At 71.0% G+C, this 15,075-nt stretch carries 16 protein-coding genes; 9 read left to right on the top strand and 7 right to left on the bottom strand.

The features are described 5' to 3' along the window. Positions 1–7 precede the first annotated feature (7 nt). Positions 8–1,057, bottom strand: coding sequence for a LacI family DNA-binding transcriptional regulator (locus tag ACZ6MZ_RS08485; RefSeq protein ID WP_384183231.1), 1,050 nt, complete (start codon positions 1,055–1,057; stop codon positions 8–10). 125 nt (positions 1,058–1,182) lie between these two features. On the opposite strand from ACZ6MZ_RS08485, the gene ACZ6MZ_RS08490 reads away from it, so the two are divergent. From ACZ6MZ_RS08490 to mmuM, 7 genes are all read left to right on the top strand, one after another. Further along, complete coding sequence (locus tag ACZ6MZ_RS08490; protein ID WP_389792014.1) at positions 1,183–3,306, top strand: amylo-alpha-1,6-glucosidase; 2,124 nt, start codon at positions 1,183–1,185, stop codon at positions 3,304–3,306. A 277-nt stretch (positions 3,307–3,583) separates the two neighbouring features. Then, complete coding sequence (locus ACZ6MZ_RS08495; RefSeq protein ID WP_384183226.1) at positions 3,584–3,979, top strand: cell division protein SepF; 396 nt, start codon at positions 3,584–3,586, stop codon at positions 3,977–3,979. 54 nt (positions 3,980–4,033) lie between these two features. Further along, entirely contained in the window at positions 4,034–5,167 is a 1,134-nt protein-coding gene (locus ACZ6MZ_RS08500; RefSeq protein WP_469350575.1) for an AAA family ATPase, read from the top strand. Beyond that, positions 5,164–5,514 (top strand): nucleotide pyrophosphohydrolase, encoded by a 351-nt coding sequence (locus ACZ6MZ_RS08505; RefSeq protein ID WP_469350577.1) that lies wholly within the window; start codon positions 5,164–5,166, stop codon positions 5,512–5,514. Before ACZ6MZ_RS08500 ends, ACZ6MZ_RS08505 begins: the two co-directional genes overlap by 4 nt. A gap of 144 nt (positions 5,515–5,658) precedes the next feature. Next, entirely contained in the window at positions 5,659–6,123 is a 465-nt protein-coding gene (locus tag ACZ6MZ_RS08510) for a DUF6099 family protein (protein WP_469350580.1), read from the top strand. A gap of 34 nt (positions 6,124–6,157) precedes the next feature. Next, positions 6,158–7,081, top strand: a complete 924-nt coding sequence (locus ACZ6MZ_RS08515; RefSeq protein ID WP_389792018.1) for an LLM class F420-dependent oxidoreductase — start codon at positions 6,158–6,160, stop codon at positions 7,079–7,081. Positions 7,082–7,090: 9 nt separating this feature from the next. Beyond that, complete coding sequence (gene mmuM / locus ACZ6MZ_RS08520) at positions 7,091–7,999, top strand: homocysteine S-methyltransferase (RefSeq protein WP_469350581.1); 909 nt, start codon at positions 7,091–7,093, stop codon at positions 7,997–7,999. Between the two features lie 67 nt (positions 8,000–8,066). On the opposite strand, the gene ACZ6MZ_RS08525 is transcribed toward mmuM, so the two are convergent. From ACZ6MZ_RS08525 to ACZ6MZ_RS08535, 3 genes are all read right to left on the bottom strand, one after another. Continuing rightward, complete coding sequence (locus tag ACZ6MZ_RS08525) at positions 8,067–8,402, bottom strand: DUF4333 domain-containing protein (RefSeq protein WP_389792022.1); 336 nt, start codon at positions 8,400–8,402, stop codon at positions 8,067–8,069. A 359-nt stretch (positions 8,403–8,761) separates the two neighbouring features. Next, the gene (locus tag ACZ6MZ_RS08530) at positions 8,762–8,953 is read right to left on the bottom strand and encodes a hypothetical protein (protein WP_469350582.1); all 192 of its coding nucleotides are present in this window, start codon (positions 8,951–8,953) and stop codon (positions 8,762–8,764) included. Further along, a complete protein-coding gene (locus ACZ6MZ_RS08535) occupies positions 8,950–9,372 on the bottom strand; it encodes an ATP-binding protein (protein WP_469350584.1) in 423 nt (140 codons plus the stop codon). Before ACZ6MZ_RS08535 ends, ACZ6MZ_RS08530 begins: the two co-directional genes overlap by 4 nt. A 168-nt stretch (positions 9,373–9,540) precedes the next feature. On the opposite strand from ACZ6MZ_RS08535, the gene ACZ6MZ_RS08540 reads away from it, so the two are divergent. Together ACZ6MZ_RS08540 and ACZ6MZ_RS08545 are read left to right on the top strand one after the other, a co-directional pair. Continuing rightward, on the top strand, positions 9,541–10,806 hold the full coding sequence (locus ACZ6MZ_RS08540) for an XRE family transcriptional regulator (protein WP_469350586.1): 1,266 nt from the start codon (positions 9,541–9,543) through the stop codon (positions 10,804–10,806). After that, positions 10,803–11,330, top strand: a complete 528-nt coding sequence (locus ACZ6MZ_RS08545) for a GNAT family N-acetyltransferase (protein WP_469350587.1) — start codon at positions 10,803–10,805, stop codon at positions 11,328–11,330. The genes ACZ6MZ_RS08540 and ACZ6MZ_RS08545 overlap by 4 nt, the downstream gene beginning before the upstream one ends. Positions 11,331–11,655: 325 nt before the next feature. Here ACZ6MZ_RS08545 and ACZ6MZ_RS08550 read toward each other — a convergent pair whose 3' ends face one another. From ACZ6MZ_RS08550 to ACZ6MZ_RS08560, 3 genes are all read right to left on the bottom strand, one after another. Then, positions 11,656–12,573, bottom strand: coding sequence for an RNA polymerase sigma-70 factor (locus ACZ6MZ_RS08550; RefSeq protein WP_469350588.1), 918 nt, complete (start codon positions 12,571–12,573; stop codon positions 11,656–11,658). Next, complete coding sequence (locus tag ACZ6MZ_RS08555) at positions 12,570–13,763, bottom strand: NAD(P)/FAD-dependent oxidoreductase (RefSeq protein WP_469350590.1); 1,194 nt, start codon at positions 13,761–13,763, stop codon at positions 12,570–12,572. The genes ACZ6MZ_RS08550 and ACZ6MZ_RS08555 overlap by 4 nt, the downstream gene beginning before the upstream one ends. Before the next feature lie 212 nt (positions 13,764–13,975). Continuing rightward, a complete protein-coding gene (locus ACZ6MZ_RS08560; RefSeq protein WP_469350592.1) occupies positions 13,976–14,785 on the bottom strand; it encodes an SCO2400 family protein in 810 nt (269 codons plus the stop codon). Positions 14,786–15,075 lie beyond the last annotated feature (290 nt).

Consider the following 15,075-nt stretch of genomic DNA (forward strand, 5'->3'; position numbering starts at 1 on the left):
GGATGGTTCAGTCGCCGGACACGGGCGTGCTGTCGCGGACGACGAGGGATGGTTCGAGCAGGACCCGCTCGGGCGGAGCGTCGGGCTCCGACATCCGGGCGAGCAGGAGACGGACGCACTCGCGGCCGACGGCCTCCAGTGGCTGGGCGATGGTGGACAGGCCGGGCGAGAGGAGCGCCGCCGTGGGTGAGTCGTCGAAACCGACGACGGCGACGTCCGTGCCCGGCACGGCTTTTCGCTCGCGCAGCGCGTGGTAGCAGCCCAGCGCGAGCATGTCACTGGCGGCGATCACGGCCGTCGCGCCCGCTGCGAGCAGCGGTCCTGCGGCGGCCTGCGCCGAGGCGGTGTCGTCGACGCTCTGCGCCCGCCGGCCGCGCACCGGAAGGCCGTGCCGGCGCATGGCGCGCTTCCAGCCCTCGGCGCGGTCGTCACCGACCCCGGAGCCGCGCGGCCAGCCGAGAAAAGCGATCTTGCGGTGCCCCAGGCCCACCAGATGCTCGACCGCCGCGTCCGTGCCCGAGGCGCCGTCGACGTCCGCCCAGTCGCCTATCTGCCGGCCCGACCACATCCGGCCGAAGCCCACGAACGGCACGCCGCGCTTCTCCAGCCAGGCCTGACGCTGGTCGCCCCGGTCGGTGCCGCTGAGCACGAAACCGTCGACGCTGTGCAGGTCGAGGAGCTCCTCGTACCCGTCGAGACCGGTGGTGCCCGGGGGTGAGGCGAAGAGCAGGATCCGGTAGCCGGCCTCGTCGGCGGTCTGGGACAGGGCGTGCAGAAAGCGGTCCATGACCGGCGCCGAGGTGCCGGGGGCGGTGGGACGTATGCCGTAACCGATGAGTTTGCTGGAGCGGGTACGCAGGGTCTGAGCGGCCCGGTGCGGGCGGTAGCCCATCTCGTCGATGGTGCGGGTGACCCGTTCCAAGGTTTCGGGGCGGAGCAGTTCGGGAGAGTTGAGGGCATTTGACACTGTTTGTGGAGATACCCCGGCCCGCCGCGCGACCATGGCCAAGGTCACAGGACCGGCCTTGGACGCAGGGGTGTTGGGCGAGCGGGGCATGACTGTCTCCGGAACGGGTTGTACGAATGGACGAGTTCATTGGAGCGTTCCAATACCGTTGTCAACGTCCTGAAGTCGTCGTTAGGCTTCTTGGAACGCTCCAATGCCTGAGAGGTTCTGCTCTGTTGGATACAACTGTCAAGACCGAAGACATAACGAACGCTGTCACGGAGGCCGGCCCCTCGGCCGAAGGCCTCCAGCCGTTCCTGCACGACGCCTGTGTGACGCTGTACGCGCCGAGCTTTGCGATCTCGCACGCGGACGGACAGATCGACGGCGGCGCCGACGGCTTCTACCACGGCGACAGCAGGGCGCTGGCCCGGCTGACCGTCGAGGCCGACGGCATCGTGATCGCTCCGGTCCGCGGAGCCTTCGACGGAGCGGACCGGGCGGCCTTCCGCGGTGTCCTGCGCGGCCTCGGCGAGGAGACGCCGGACCCGGCCGTCACCCTGCACCGGCGCCGCCGGCTGACCCCCGGGCGGCTGGAGGAGACCCTCGAAGTCGGCAACGCGGGACGGCAGCACGTCCGCGTACGGCTGATCGTCACCGCCGTCACCGACCTGGCCCCGATGGAGCGCGTCAAGTCGGGACAGGCGCAGCGCCCGGTCCCGGCCACCGCCACCGAGGGCGGACTCGACTGGTCCCGGGACGCGTTCGCCGTACGCCTCACCAGCACGCCGGAGCCCGCGGCCGTCGACCCGGCCGCCGGGCGGCTGGAGTACGACATCGAGCTGGCGCCCGGCTCGGCGTGGACCGCCGTGCTGCACTGTGACGCGGCTCATGAGGACGGCGACCAGTTCCCCGCGCCCGCGTCGGACAGCGTGCCCTGGCGCGCCCCGGTCCTGCGCAGCGCCGACCGGCGCTTCGACCACTGGCTGAGCCAGTCCACCGCCGACCTCGACCGGCTGCGGCTGACCGATCCCGAGGAGCCCGCCGACCAGTTCCTGGCCGCGGGAGCCCCGTGGTTCCTCACCCTCTTCGGCCGCGACTCCCTGTGGGCCGCGCGGATGCTGCTGCCGCTGGGCACCGATCTCGCCGCCGGTACGCTGCGTACCCTCGGCCGACGTCAGGGCACGAAGTCCGACCAGGACACCGAGGAGCAGCCCGGCAAGATCCTGCACGAAGTGCGCCGCGCCGCACAGCACTTCGACGACTCCTTCGCCCTGCCGCCCAGCTACTACGGCACGGTCGACGCCACCCCGCTGTGGATCACCCTGCTGCACGACTCGTGGCGCTGGGGCCTCGCTCCCGAGCAGGTCGAACAGCTGCTGCCGCGCGCCGAGTCCGCGCTCGCCTGGATGCGTGACCACGGCGACGCCGACGGCGACGGCTTCCTGAAGTACATCGACCACACCGGGCGCGGCCTGGCCAACCAGGGCTGGAAGGACTCGGGAGACTCCATCCGGCACCGTGACGGACGGCTGGCCACGTCACCGATCGCGCTCTGCGAGGTCCAGGCGTACGCGTACGAGGCGGCCCGCGGCGGCGCCGCCCTGCTCCGTGCGTTCGGACGGCCGGACGCCGACCGGTGGGAGGAGTGGGCCGAGCGGCTGCGCGACCGCTTCCGGAGCCAGTTCTGGGTGGAGGACGAGCGCGGACCGTACCCGGCGGTCGCCCTCGACCGGGACAAGAAGCCGGTGGACTCGGTTACTTCGGGCTTCGGCCATCTGCTGGGCACGGGGCTGCTCGACCACGACGAGAGCGCTCTGCTGGCCGCCCGGCTCAGCGCGCCCGACCTCGACTCGGGTCATGGTCTGCGCACACTGAGCAGCGACTCCGTGGGCTACAACCCGTACGGCTATCACATCGGTTCCATCTGGCCGCACGACACCGCCATCGCCGTCCACGGGCTGGTCAGGGCCGGGTTCCCGGAGGCGGCCGCGCCGCTGGCCGCGGGCCTGCTGACCGCCTCCGCGGGCTTCGACGCGCGGCTTCCCGAGCTGTTCGCCGGCCATGGCTCGGCGACCGACGAGTGGCCCTCGCCCTATCCGGCGTCCTGCCGTCCGCAGGCCTGGGCGGCGGCTTCGTCCGTCATGGTCCTCCAGTCCGTCCTGGGACTCTCCGCCGATGTCCCCGGCGGAACGATCACGGTCGCGCCCGCCTTCGCGGAGGCGTACCGGCCGCTGAAGGTCGAGGGTCTCGACGTCGCGGGCGGGCGGCTGGACATCGCCGTCGACGCCGACGGCACGGCGCACATCGAGGCGCCGAAGGGCCTGGAGGTGAAGAGGGAGCACGCCACGCCCCGTTGACGGGGAGTGGCCGATCTCACGGTGGGGCCCCGGGGGGGGAGTGGCCGATCTCACGGGGGCCCGGCGGGAGTGGGCGATCTCACGGGGCCCCGGCGGGAGTGGCCGATCTCACGGGGCCCCGGCGACCGGCCGGCCGGGGTCTTTCGGCCCACGAACGCCGCGCCCGGTCACGTTCGGTGAAGTCCGTCCCTGACTGAGCCGTGTCGCTGATGGGCCGAACGGGTGAGGGGCGGGAGGATGGCCGGATGGAGAACCAGCGCGCGACCGGGGTGGTCCGGTGAGCAGATACGACAGGTACGACGTCACCGACGAGCAGTGGGAGGGCCTGGCCCAGGTCGTCCCGCTGCGCGGCCGCAACGAGTGGCCCTCCCAGGTGGACCACCGGAGCTTCCCCCGGGAGTACGAGGCGGAGCACCGACGTTTCATCGTCCTGCGGGTCCAGGTGTTCGCGGACGCGCGGGAGGTCGCCGACCATCTGATCGCCCGGATCCCGGTCCTGCTGGACCTGACCGGCGCCGAGGCCGATGTGGCCAAGCGCATCCTGGACTTCAGCAGCGGTATCGTTTTCGGCCTCGGCAGCGGGATGCACCGGGTCGACACGAACGTCTTCCTGCTGGCGCCCGTCGGCACGGAGGTCGAAGGAGTCGCGGCGGACGTCGTCCCCCGATCGTAGGAAGGTCACCAGGCGGAACGGTTCGGCACCTTTTGTGCCGCATACATTCCGGCCATGGAAGCAATCCGCACCCGCCCCGCCGTCACCGAACTGCGGCTCTCCGCCTTCACGTCGCACCGGGGAGCGGCCTTCCCGCTGGGCCCCATAACGCTGTTCACCGGGGCGAGCGGCAGCGGAAAGACAACGGCGCTGCGCGCGTACGAGTCACTCGCCAGGCTCGGCGCCGGCGCCTCGCTCCGCGATGTCTTCCCGGATCCGGTGGCCTGCGTTCCGGAACGAGCCGCGGCCGACGCGCAGGGGCGGCGCGGATTCCGGATCGGCTGCACCGTCGACGGCCCCGCCGGTCCCGTACAGCTCGATATCGCCGTCCAGGCCGAACCCGAACTCCGGATCGTCGGCGAGCGGCTGACGAGCGGCGGGCAGACCCTGCTGACCACCGCGCTGCGCGACCCGGGACGCCGTACGGTGCAGGCGGCCTGGCACACGGCGGGCGCGGTGCCCGTGACCCGCGCCCCGCTGCCCGACGACCGGCTGAGCACGGCGCTGCTGCCGCTGCGCGTCGCGGGCAGGACCGAGGGGCAGTTGCAGGTCCTCGCCGCCGCCGAACAGACCGTGGTGGCCCTGCGGTCCGTCTTCGTCTGCGACCCGCAGCCGCAGCTCATGCGGCAGCCGGTGGCCGTGGGGAAGGGGCGGCTGCGCCGTGGCTGCGAGAATCTGGCGGCGGTGCTCGACCGCACCCGGGACCAGTCCGCGGCACGGCACGACCGGCTGGCCGCCGCGGCCAGGGCGGGGTGCGCGGGGCCGGTGACGGAGCTGGCGGTCGAGCGGCTCGCCGACGGTACGGTACGGGCGCTGCTCGCCCGGGACACGTCGGGCGCCAGGGCGGCCACCCCCGTCGAGCGGCTCGGCGAGGGCGAACTGCGCTATCTGGCGCTGGCGCTCGTGCTGCTCACCGGTCCCGGTGTGCTGGCCATGGACCAGGCCGTGGAACTGCCCCCCGAGCTGCGGTCGCTCACCGTCCTCGCGGACGGATTCGACCGGAGCCTGGACCGGCGCCAGGCACGGGAACTGCTCTCGCTGGCGGCGGCGGTCTGCGCGGAGGGACACCTCAGACTGGTGGGGGCGGTCGGCGATGCCTCGTACGCCCGTGGGGCGGCCGGGGTGACGGTGGTAGACCTGGACCCGTGACGGAACAGGATGTAGCGGGACTGCAGCGCAGGCTGGCCGAGTTCGCGGCGGCACGGGACTGGGAGCAGTTCCACACCCCCAAGAATCTGGTGGCGGCGCTGAGTGTCGAGGCGGCGGAACTGCAGGAGATCTTCCAGTGGCTGACGCCGGAGCAGTCGGCGCGGGTGATGGAGGACCCGGGGTCGGCGCACCGGGTGGCGGACGAAGTCGCGGACGTGCTGGCGTATCTGCTGCAGTTCTGCGAGGTGCTGGGGATCGACGCACTGGCGGCGCTCGCCGCGAAGATTGACCGGAATGAGGTCCGTTATCCGCCCAAGAAGCCCTCCGACGGACCCGATTCCGCATGATCGTCACTCTGCGGAGTGAGTGAGTTATACACAACAAGCTCGCTGTCCCCAGATTTCCGCATTCCTCTGGCTTTTCTGTCGTCGCTCACTCACTCTGGGTAGTGGAGCGAGTGGGCAGGATGGGCGTACGAACGGGGGCGGCGGATGGATGCGGAACGACTCATCGGAGTGAGCCGGCATGCCCTGGCCGGGAGCGCGGACGCGCTGGATGTCATCGCGGAGGCCTGGCAGGCGCAGGCCCTCGCCCAGGCCATCGGAACCCACCTGGCGCTGGGTGGTCCGCAGGAGCTCAGAGCCGAGGCGCGCGAGCTGGGTGAGGCGGGCGGACGCGGCTGCGGCTTACCGGACCAGCCGGGGCTGCGCACCGGCGGGATACGGGCCGGGCGGCTCTCCGGAGTGCCGGACGCCCGCGGGGCCCTGACCGGGCTCGGCATGCTGCTGGGCGAGGTGGGGATCGCGCTGGTCGCGGTGGCGTGTGCCACGGACGAGGAGGGGTTGTACTGGCAGTGCATCGAGGCGATCGACGCCGCCGACGAGTCCAACGACCGGGTGGGCGGGATGCTGCGCCGGCTGATGGCGCGGGAGGAGGCGGGCGGGGTGGGACGGTGAGGGCGACGGCCTCGCGAAGGTGCAGGATGGATGCATGGATCTTCGAATCTTCACCGAGCCCCAGCAAGGGGCGAGCTACGAGACGCTGCTGACCGTGGCCAAGGCCACCGAGGACCTGGGCTTCGACGCCTTCTTCCGCTCGGACCACTATCTGCGCATGGGAGCGGCCGACGGGCTCCCCGGGCCGACCGACGCCTGGATCACCCTGGCCGGTCTCGCGCGCGAGACCAAGCGGATCCGGCTCGGCACCCTGATGACCGCCGGTACGTTCCGGCTGCCGGGGGTGCTGGCCATCCAGGTCGCCCAGGTGGACCAGATGTCCGGCGGCCGGATCGAACTGGGCCTGGGTGCGGGCTGGTTCGAGGAGGAGCACACGGCGTACGGCATTCCGTTCCCCAAGGAGAAGTTCGCCCGCTTCGAGGAGCAGCTGGCCATCGTGACCGGTCTGTGGGGCACGGAGGCCGGCGGGACCTTCTCCTACGACGGCACGTACTACCAGCTGACCGACTCGCCCGCGCTGCCCAAGCCCGCGCAGAGCAAGGTGCCGATCCTGATCGGCGGGCACGGCGCGACACGCACCCCGCGGCTCACCGCTCAGTACGCCGATGAGTTCAATATGCCGTTCGCCTCGATCGAGGACACCGAGCAGCAGTTCGGCCGGGTGCGGGCCGCCGCCGAGAAGGCCGGGCGCAAGGCGGACGATCTCGTGTACTCGAACGCGCTGATCGTCTGCGTGGGCAAGGACGACGCGGAGGTGGCCCGCCGGGCCGACGCGCTGGGACGGGAGGTGGAGGAGCTGAAGGAGAACGGGCTCGCGGGCACGCCCGCCGAGGTGGTCGACAAGATCGGACGGTACGGCGCGGTCGGCTCCTCACGGATCTACCTCCAGGTCATGGACCTGGACGATCTCGACCATCTGGAGCTGATCTCCGCCCAGGTCCAGTCCCAGCTGAACTGAGACCGGACAGTGAAGCCCGCCCGCACACTCGCCGCCGCCCTCGACGGGGGAACCGTCGTTCTCGACGGAGGTCTGTCCAATCAGCTGAAGGCACAGGGCTGCGATCTGTCCGACGCCCTCTGGTCGGCGCGGCTCCTCGTCGACGGTCCCCAGCAGATCGAGGCGGCCCACGCCGCGTATGTACGGGCGGGCGCGCAGGTCCTCATCACCTCCAGCTATCAGGCGACATACGAGGGCTTCGCGCGCCGGGGTGTGCCACGCGACGAGGCGTCGGCCCTGCTGGCCCGCAGCGTGGAGCTGGCACGCCGCGCGGGTGAGGCGGGGGAGCGTGAGGTCTGGGTGGCCGCCTCGGTCGGCCCGTACGGCGCGATGCTCGCGGACGGCAGCGAGTACCGCGGCCGGTACGGACGGTCGGTGGCCGAGCTGGAACGGTTCCACCGGCCGAGGATCGAGACCCTCGCCGCGGCCGGTCCCGATGTGCTCGCGCTGGAGACCGTGCCGGACACCGACGAGGCGGAGGCGCTGCTGCGGGCGGCCGCCGGCTGCGGGGTGCCGGTCTGGCTCTCGTACTCCATCGCGGGAGAGCGCACCCGCGCCGGACAACCGCTCGTCGACGCCTTCGCCCTGGCGGCGGACGAGGACCAGGTGATCGCCGTGGGGATCAACTGCTGCGACCCGGCGGACACGGACCGGGCCGTCGAGATCGCCGCGACGGCGACGGGCAAGCCGGTCGTCGTCTACCCGAACAGCGGCGAGCAATGGGACGCGGCGGCACGTCGCTGGCACGGGGACGCCACCTTCGACCCGTCCAGAGTCCAAGCCTGGCAGACGGCAGGAGCACGCCTGGTCGGCGGCTGCTGCCGAGTCACCCCGGCCGCCATCGCCGAACTCACCGCGCTGACGATGTCCAGCCCGTGACGAAACCCGCTCGTCGTGACGGGCCGGACACTCATGGCCGCGCCGCCCCCCAGAACGAGCACGTCCGCTAGCCGATGAATCGCGCTGAGACTTCGCCCTGGTCGCTGACGACCTTGACCTCCACGAACTTCGAGTTATCGCCGTCCCGGAACCGACACTCGAACTTGTTGCCCACCTCGACCACGACGGAAGCGGGGCAGGACAGCCGGCCATCAGTGGGCTCCGGTCGGCCTCGGATGTCGCTGATCACCTGCTGCTCCAACGCTGCTTGGTCCATCACCCTCGGCGGTTTAACCTCGATGCCGGTGCTCATCGCCTTGATCGTCACTGCCACCGCGCAGCCGGCGACCACGATCGAGGAGAACGCCATGACGGTACGCGCGAAGTTCCGTTGATCAGCCACACGGACAGTCCTACCTATCGGACGGCGGCCTGACAAGGTCTCACCTGATCTGGACCAGTCGTCAGCGGGCCACGGTCAGCACTGCGGCCAAGCACCCGGTGCGCGGCCGTGTGCGCGTCGCCGACCTCCCGGCAGCGTGCTGGTGCGCCCGGCGGCATCGGCGGCCGACTGCGACACACGGCCTAGGGCGTGTTGCGAAAGTAGCGCCGTCCGCCCGCAGGGCGGGGCTCGCGGCGTCCGGTGCGTGTGATCGCAAGGCGGAGGATCGTCCTCGTACTGGACGTACTTGGACGACTCCGACAACGCGGCGAGCGTGCGCGCCGGGCGTCGCGAGCCAGGCGGGACTTTCACAACACGCCCTAGAACCAGTCCCGGTCGCTGAGGGGCACGGTCACCGTCAGGCGGTCAACGTTCCTGTTCTCCCACTGCCCCGGGCCGTACAGGGGGCGGAGGATGTAGACGGTGCCGCGCCGGACGTCCGTGACGATTCCCTCCCGCTCGCTGTCCTCGTCACGGATCTGGTCGCCCACCCACGCCTTTCCGTTCTTCACGAGGCGTCACCGCTCTTGATCTCGCCCCAGACCTGCTTGCCCCAGCGGTACAGGTCGGTGCCCCAGCGGTCGGTGAGTGCCTCGACCAGGAGGAGTCCACGGCCCCGGATCTGATCGCCGTTGGAGTCCGTCCGCATCATCGGGATGGTGTGAGACCGGTCCACGACGCCGAGCCGGACGAACCTCTCGGTGGGCCGGGCCACGATGACTCTGATCGAATGCGACTCGGAGTGTTCGGCGGCGTTGGAGACCAGCTCGGTCATGACGAGCGTCGCGTCCTCGATCAGTTCCTCCAAGCCCCAGGCGGAGAGGGCGGTACGGACGAGCCCGCGGGCGACGGCCGCGCTTTGCGGCTCGCGCGGGAGAGTCTCGGAGTAGCCGGGGTGCCCCGTGGGGCGCGGGGTAGCGGTCACAGTCATCAGGACCTCAGTGGGTGTGTGTTGCGTGGGTGTACGGCGGCCTTGTCCTCAGTCAACGACGGCTCGCCACGGAGCGTGAGGAAAAGTCCCGGGGCTGTGTATGGCGGCCAACCGGAAATTTCTCGTTGTCTCGCCTACTCATGGGGAGTGAGTGGCTACGGTGGGTAGGTGGAGGGGAACGAGAGCCTCAACAGGGCCATGCAGGAGTGCGGTTACACCCAGGCCGAGTTGGCCGACGCGGTGAACGCTCATCTGCGGTCACTCGGCCACGAGGGAACGGTGAGCGACCGGACGGTCCGCAACTGGACGACCGGGAAAAGCCGCTGGCCGCACCCTCGTCAGCGGGACGCGTTAGAGGCAGTATTCGGACGAACCGCCGATGAGCTGGGCTTCAGTCCACCGGCGGGCAGACGCAGCCCCTCCACCGATCCGGAGCAGCCCGTGAGGCGCCGCAACTTCGTCACCGCCGCTGCGGGAACCGCCGCCGTCGTCGTGCCACTCGTCGCGCCCAGACCGACCATGGTCGGTACCACCGACGTGATCCGGCTCCGCAGGGGGTTGGACGAACTCGTGAGCCTCGATCAGAGCCGGGGCGGCCACGGGGAGCTGGAGTGCCTGGCGCTGAACGGTGCAGAGCAGACGCTCGACATGCAGAGGCGGGCGACCTCCCAGCGCATCCGGCAGCGCTTGTTCGCCGTGGCGGCCGACTACACCGGGACCGCCGCATGGTCCGCACTCGACGCCCGCCAGTTCGATCGTGCCCAGGTTCACTTGGAGAAGTCGCTCTACCTGGCGGGCATGGCCCAGGACCCCGTGGCGCTCTTTGACGTCTGGAACATGTACGCGATCCTTGCGCGGCAGCGGCAGGACTTCCCCCGGGCGGTAGACGCGGCCTACGCGGCGCAGGCGACCAGCATCACCCGCCGCGATCCGATGTTCGCCTCGCTGGCGCACGCCCGCGCGGCCATCGGCCACTCGAACCTCGGCGACAAACAGGCCGCCCTGCGGTCCCTGGGGTACGCCCAGGAGGCTCTGGGCAAGGCGACGCCCGACGAGCCCCGCCCGAGCTGGATTGCCTTCTACGGGCCGGCTGAGCTGAGCGCCATGACTGCGATCGTCCGGGACGATGTCGGTGACCCGGTGGAGTCCGAGGCCGCGTCGCACAAGGCCCTGTCGCAGATCCCCGAACAGTTCCGCCGTAATCGAGCCCTGGCCACCGCACAACTCGCCCTGGCCCAGCTCCACCAGCGCGACATCGAGCAGGCATGTAGTACGGCAGACAAGGTCTTCGACCTGATGACGGGGAACCCCCTTCCCGGCAGGATGCGATCCCTACTCGGGGACTTCTACCGCGACTTGATCACTCTGGCGCCGGACGCGGCCGTTGCGCGAGAGTGGGGGGACCGTTACCGACTCGAATGGAGCCGCGAATGACGATCGCCGGGGACCTCGACGTCCGTCACTACGTTCACGACGATCTGCCCCAGATCCGACAGATCATCTTGGACGTGCACGCCGATGCGTACGCCGACAGCACCGACGAGTTCGACCAGCGGTTCCCCTGGTTCGTGGACCACTGGGGCGGTAACCCCGGCTTCTCCTGCGTGATCGCCTTCGACGGTGAGGAGGCCGTGGGCTTCGCGTACGGGGCTCCGGCCACCCCTCGGCGCGAATGGTGGCGCGAACACCTTGACCCCGCTCCGGAGAAGGACCGCACGTTCTCCTACTCCGAGCTGGCCGTCAGCCCGAAGTGGCGCAAGAAGGGCGTGGCCGAGCGGCTGTCCCGTGCGCTCTTCGAGGACAGGGAGGAAGACCTCGCAGTGCTCCTGGTGGACCCCGAACATCCTCGGGTCCAGGCCCTGTACGAGTCCTGGGGCTTCCGCAAGGTCGGTGTGCGCCGGCCCTTCCCGGACTCCCCGGTCTACGCCGTGATGCTCGCGGAACTCCCCCTGAGCTGACCCCGGAACGCGGAGAAGCGGGCGGCGGTGCCGGCGGGCGATACTCGGGCGGGTGTTCTTGACGATCAGTACGACCGGCACCCCAGAGCGTCCCGCGACCGATCTCGGATATCCATGTGCACTCCCACCTCAACGGCGATACGTGCGTGGGACCTGCTCCGAGCCGCCCGGAGCGCGATCTGCGCCCGCAGCCTGACCCGGTGCTCGGTCTGGTGGCCCCCGGCCGGCCTGCCGCATCCGCTTCCGCCTGGGGCCGGCCCGTGCTGGGGCAACGGGCCTGGGCGGTCACGGGGGTTGCGGCGGGCGTCGATGTCGATCGGGCGGCTCAGGAGAGTTCGTGCCGAGTGCCGTCGGCGACGGCGCGAAGCTTGTCGGGGTTGGCCACGTTGTGGATGGTCGAGATGCGGCCTTCCGGGTCGAAGTCGAAGGTCAGCGTGGCGATCACGCGTTCCGGCCCGCGGAAGACCAGGCCCGGTCCGCCGTTTATCCAGGTGAGCTCTGCCCGCATCTGCCCGGGCTCGATGCCCTGATAGGTCACGGTGCCGAGCGCGGCGAACCAACGGGCCACGGTCTCCAGGCCGACGACCGGCTTGAGGGCTTGGCGGACCTTGCCGCCACCATCGGTCCACAGCGTCACGTCCGGGGAGAGCAGCTCCATGAGGGTGTTGATGTCGCCGCCCGTCGCCGCCGCGAAGAAACGCTCGGTGACGTCGCGTTGGCGGGCGCGGTCCGCGGTGAAACGGGGCCGACGGGCCCGGACGTGCTCGCGGGCGCGGTGCGCGGCCTGCCGGACCGCCGGCTCCGAGCGTTCCACCGCGTCCGCGATCTCCGCGTAGCTGAAGGCGAAGACCTGCTTCAACACGAAGACCGCGCGCTCCAGCGGGCTCAGCGTCTCCAGGACGACCAACAGGGCCATGGAGACCGAGTCTGCCGTGGCGACGCCGTCGGCGGTGTCCGGGCCGGTGAGGATCGGCTCGGGCAGCCAGGGCCCGACGTAGGTCTCGCGCTGGTGGCGGGTCGAACGGAGCCGCTCCATCGACAGGTTGGACACGATCCGCGTCAGGTAGGCCTTGGGGTCGGCGACCTGGGAACGGTCGGCCGCCGACCACTTGAGCCACGCGTCCTGGACCACGTCCTCGGCATCGGCGGCGGAACCGAGGATGCGGTAGACGACGGAGAAGAGCAGGGTGCGGTACCGCTGGAAGGCGAGCTGGTCGGGGCCGGCCTGCCGCGGCGCGGTCACTTGGCGCTCCTGAGCCGGGTGTACCGGCCGCCGTGCGGCCAGAGGGCGCCCGAGGCGGGCATCTTCTTCATGCGGGCGAACGTCGGCCACGGTGCGGCGCTGACCGTCTCCTTGTACTTCGCGGCCCGCTTGCTGGTCAGCACGATCCGGCGTGGGCTGTCGTCGGGGTGGGTGAACTGCACGACGGCGTCGTTGCGGCCCAGGCTGACGGGCGTGTGGTAGTAGCCGAAGCGGAAGGGCTTGGGCTCCTTGCCGGCCAGCACCCGCAGGATTGAGAGAGCCGCGTGCACGCCGGTGGGCATGCCGGCCTGGCAGGTCCCGTGCATCACGCCGTAGCCCTGACGGATCGCCGCCGCGTCGCCCACGGCGTAGACATCCGGGTGGGAGACCGAGCGCAGCGCGCGGTCGGTGACCACCCGGCCGCGCCCGTCGACGGTCAGGCCCGCGGCGGCAGCCAGCGGCGAGACACGGGTGCCGCAGGTCCACAGCACCGCGGCCGCCGGGATGCTGGAGCCGTCCGCGAGCTCGACGCTGTCCGGCAACACCTTGACCACCTCGACGCCGCTGCGTACCCGCACGCCGAGCCGGGCGAGCGCCGCGTCCAGGTGGGCTTTGGCCTTGGGGTGCATGCTCGTGCCCGGCTCCGCCCGGCCCACCAGCACGACCTGGAGCTCTGGGTGCCGCTCGGCGATCTCCGCGGCGGCCTCGACACCGGTGAGGCCGCTGCCGCCGACCACGACGGTCCCACCGTCGAGCCGGGTCAGCCGGCCGGCAAGGATGGCGGCGTCCTCCGGGCTGTTGAGGGTGAAGGCGTGGTCGTCCACGCCGGGAACGGCGACGGTGTCCGCGACGCTGCCCAGGCCGTAGACCAAGGTGTCGTAGCGCAGGACCCGGTCGTCGTCGATCCGGACGGTCTTCGCCTCGGTGTCGACGGCGGTGACCCAGCCGCGGACGAAGCCGGCCCCGGTACCGTCCAACAGCTCCGGGATGTTCAACTCGGCCGTCTCCTGGCCGGTGGCGGTCATGTGCAGTCGGAGCCGCTCGGTGAAGGTGTCGTACGGGTTGACCAGCGTCACTCGCAGGTCACCGCGCTTCCTGGTGCGGGCCGCGAGCTGGATCGCTGCGGAGAGGCCGGCGTAACCGGCGCCCAGGACCATGACCTCGTGCTGTTGCGCTGCTGTCGCGTTCATCGCTCAGCTGCCTCTTTCGTGTCGGTCGTTCCCGCCGTGCGGACGACCACCAGACGCAAGCTGTCCTTCCGTCCGTGACACGAGGCTGATGTGACCCGCGTCACATTGCGAAGAGAGAACGGGCGCGCAGCGTCAGCACCCCGAGCGCCGCGACGCGGCCCGTCGAACGGGGAGACCTCCTCCCTCCTGCCTGAACAGCCGGGCCCGTTGGCTCAGTTGCCGAGGTCGAGGCCGACGCAGACGACAAGCACGCAGATTCCCGACGAGTCCTTCTCCGGCTCCTCCGCGGTCGGGGGCGGCGGCGGGGGTGGCTGCGTGGGTGAAGTGGGCTCGTTCGACTGAGGGGGCGGCTCTTCGGCGGTGGCTGCGTTGTCGGGCGCGGCGGGGGCGATGGGCGACTGCGGCTGTGCCTCCGCGGTGGGACGTGCGCCGCCCCTGCTGGTCTGCGGCGAGGTATTCCGCTGCGCGGGGGCGTCCACGGGGGTGGTCGCGGTGGCGCTCCCCGGAGCGTTGGCGGCCTCGGACGGGCGTGTGCCGCTGCCGGAGGTCCGGGGATCGCGGGAACGGGGACGCTCGGTCTCCGGGCCGGTGTCGGCGCTGTCCGCCGACGGCGAGGCCGGGGCCGTCGACGGGTCCGGCGTCGGGGACGCCTGAGCCTCGCTGACGGAGGGCCGCGAGGACGGCATGAAGGCGAGGGTGAGACCGCCGCCGACGAGCGCGACGGTCGACGCGACCACGGCCCGGCGCCGCTGCTTCTTCCAGTCCGCCAGTCGGCGCCGACGGGCGGCGCGGCCCGTCGCCGAGGGAGTGGCGGGACCGATCGGCGCTTCGGCCTCCGGCTCCGGGAATTCTGGGAACGAGTCGAACTCGCGCCTATACGATATCTCCGACATCGACGCGACCATCGACGGAGTGTGGTGGGCAGGTGAGCCGTCGGGTGCGATGTCGGGGGCGTAGGCACCACAACCGGGGCATACGAAAACCCCGTTGAGAATCCGCCGGCATGTCGAGCAGTAGTCCATCCGCGATCTTTCTGTGCTGACTGCGCCGCTGGGAAGCCGACGACCTGTCGGATTTCGCACTCGGGATCGAGCGCGAACAACGTAGCGACCTCCGCGGGAGGTCGTGCGGATCCCCTGTGACGCTCCTGCGAAGATCGTGCCTCACCCGCCCGCCGAGCAGGAGCAGCGCGTTCAGCGGACGGGCGGCGCCGACCGCCTCGGTCGGCCCTGCGGCCCTTACCGGGTCCTGCGCCGGGCGTGGCCGAGCGGCTGTCCTGTGTGCTCTTCGAACTCCCCCTGAGCTGAACCCG

The organism is Streptomyces sp. NPDC042201 (assembly GCF_055582185.1).

Excerpts from the sequence above, each read along its gene's own strand:
- ACZ6MZ_RS08485 (WP_384183231.1), bottom strand. The coding sequence starts at position 1,057 with ATGCCCCGCTCGCCCAACACCCCTGCGTCCAAGGCCGGTCCTGTGACC.
- ACZ6MZ_RS08500 (WP_469350575.1), top strand. The coding sequence starts at position 4,034 with ATGGAAGCAATCCGCACCCGCCCCGCCGTCACCGAACTGCGGCTCTCC.
- ACZ6MZ_RS08510 (WP_469350580.1), top strand. The coding sequence starts at position 5,659 with ATGGATGCGGAACGACTCATCGGAGTGAGCCGGCATGCCCTGGCCGGG.
- ACZ6MZ_RS08515 (WP_389792018.1), top strand. The coding sequence starts at position 6,158 with ATGGATCTTCGAATCTTCACCGAGCCCCAGCAAGGGGCGAGCTACGAG.
- ACZ6MZ_RS08535 (WP_469350584.1), bottom strand. The coding sequence starts at position 9,372 with ATGACTGTGACCGCTACCCCGCGCCCCACGGGGCACCCCGGCTACTCC.
- ACZ6MZ_RS08545 (WP_469350587.1), top strand. The coding sequence starts at position 10,803 with ATGACGATCGCCGGGGACCTCGACGTCCGTCACTACGTTCACGACGAT.
- ACZ6MZ_RS08555 (WP_469350590.1), bottom strand. The coding sequence starts at position 13,763 with ATGAACGCGACAGCAGCGCAACAGCACGAGGTCATGGTCCTGGGCGCC.
- ACZ6MZ_RS08560 (WP_469350592.1), bottom strand. The coding sequence starts at position 14,785 with ATGGACTACTGCTCGACATGCCGGCGGATTCTCAACGGGGTTTTCGTA.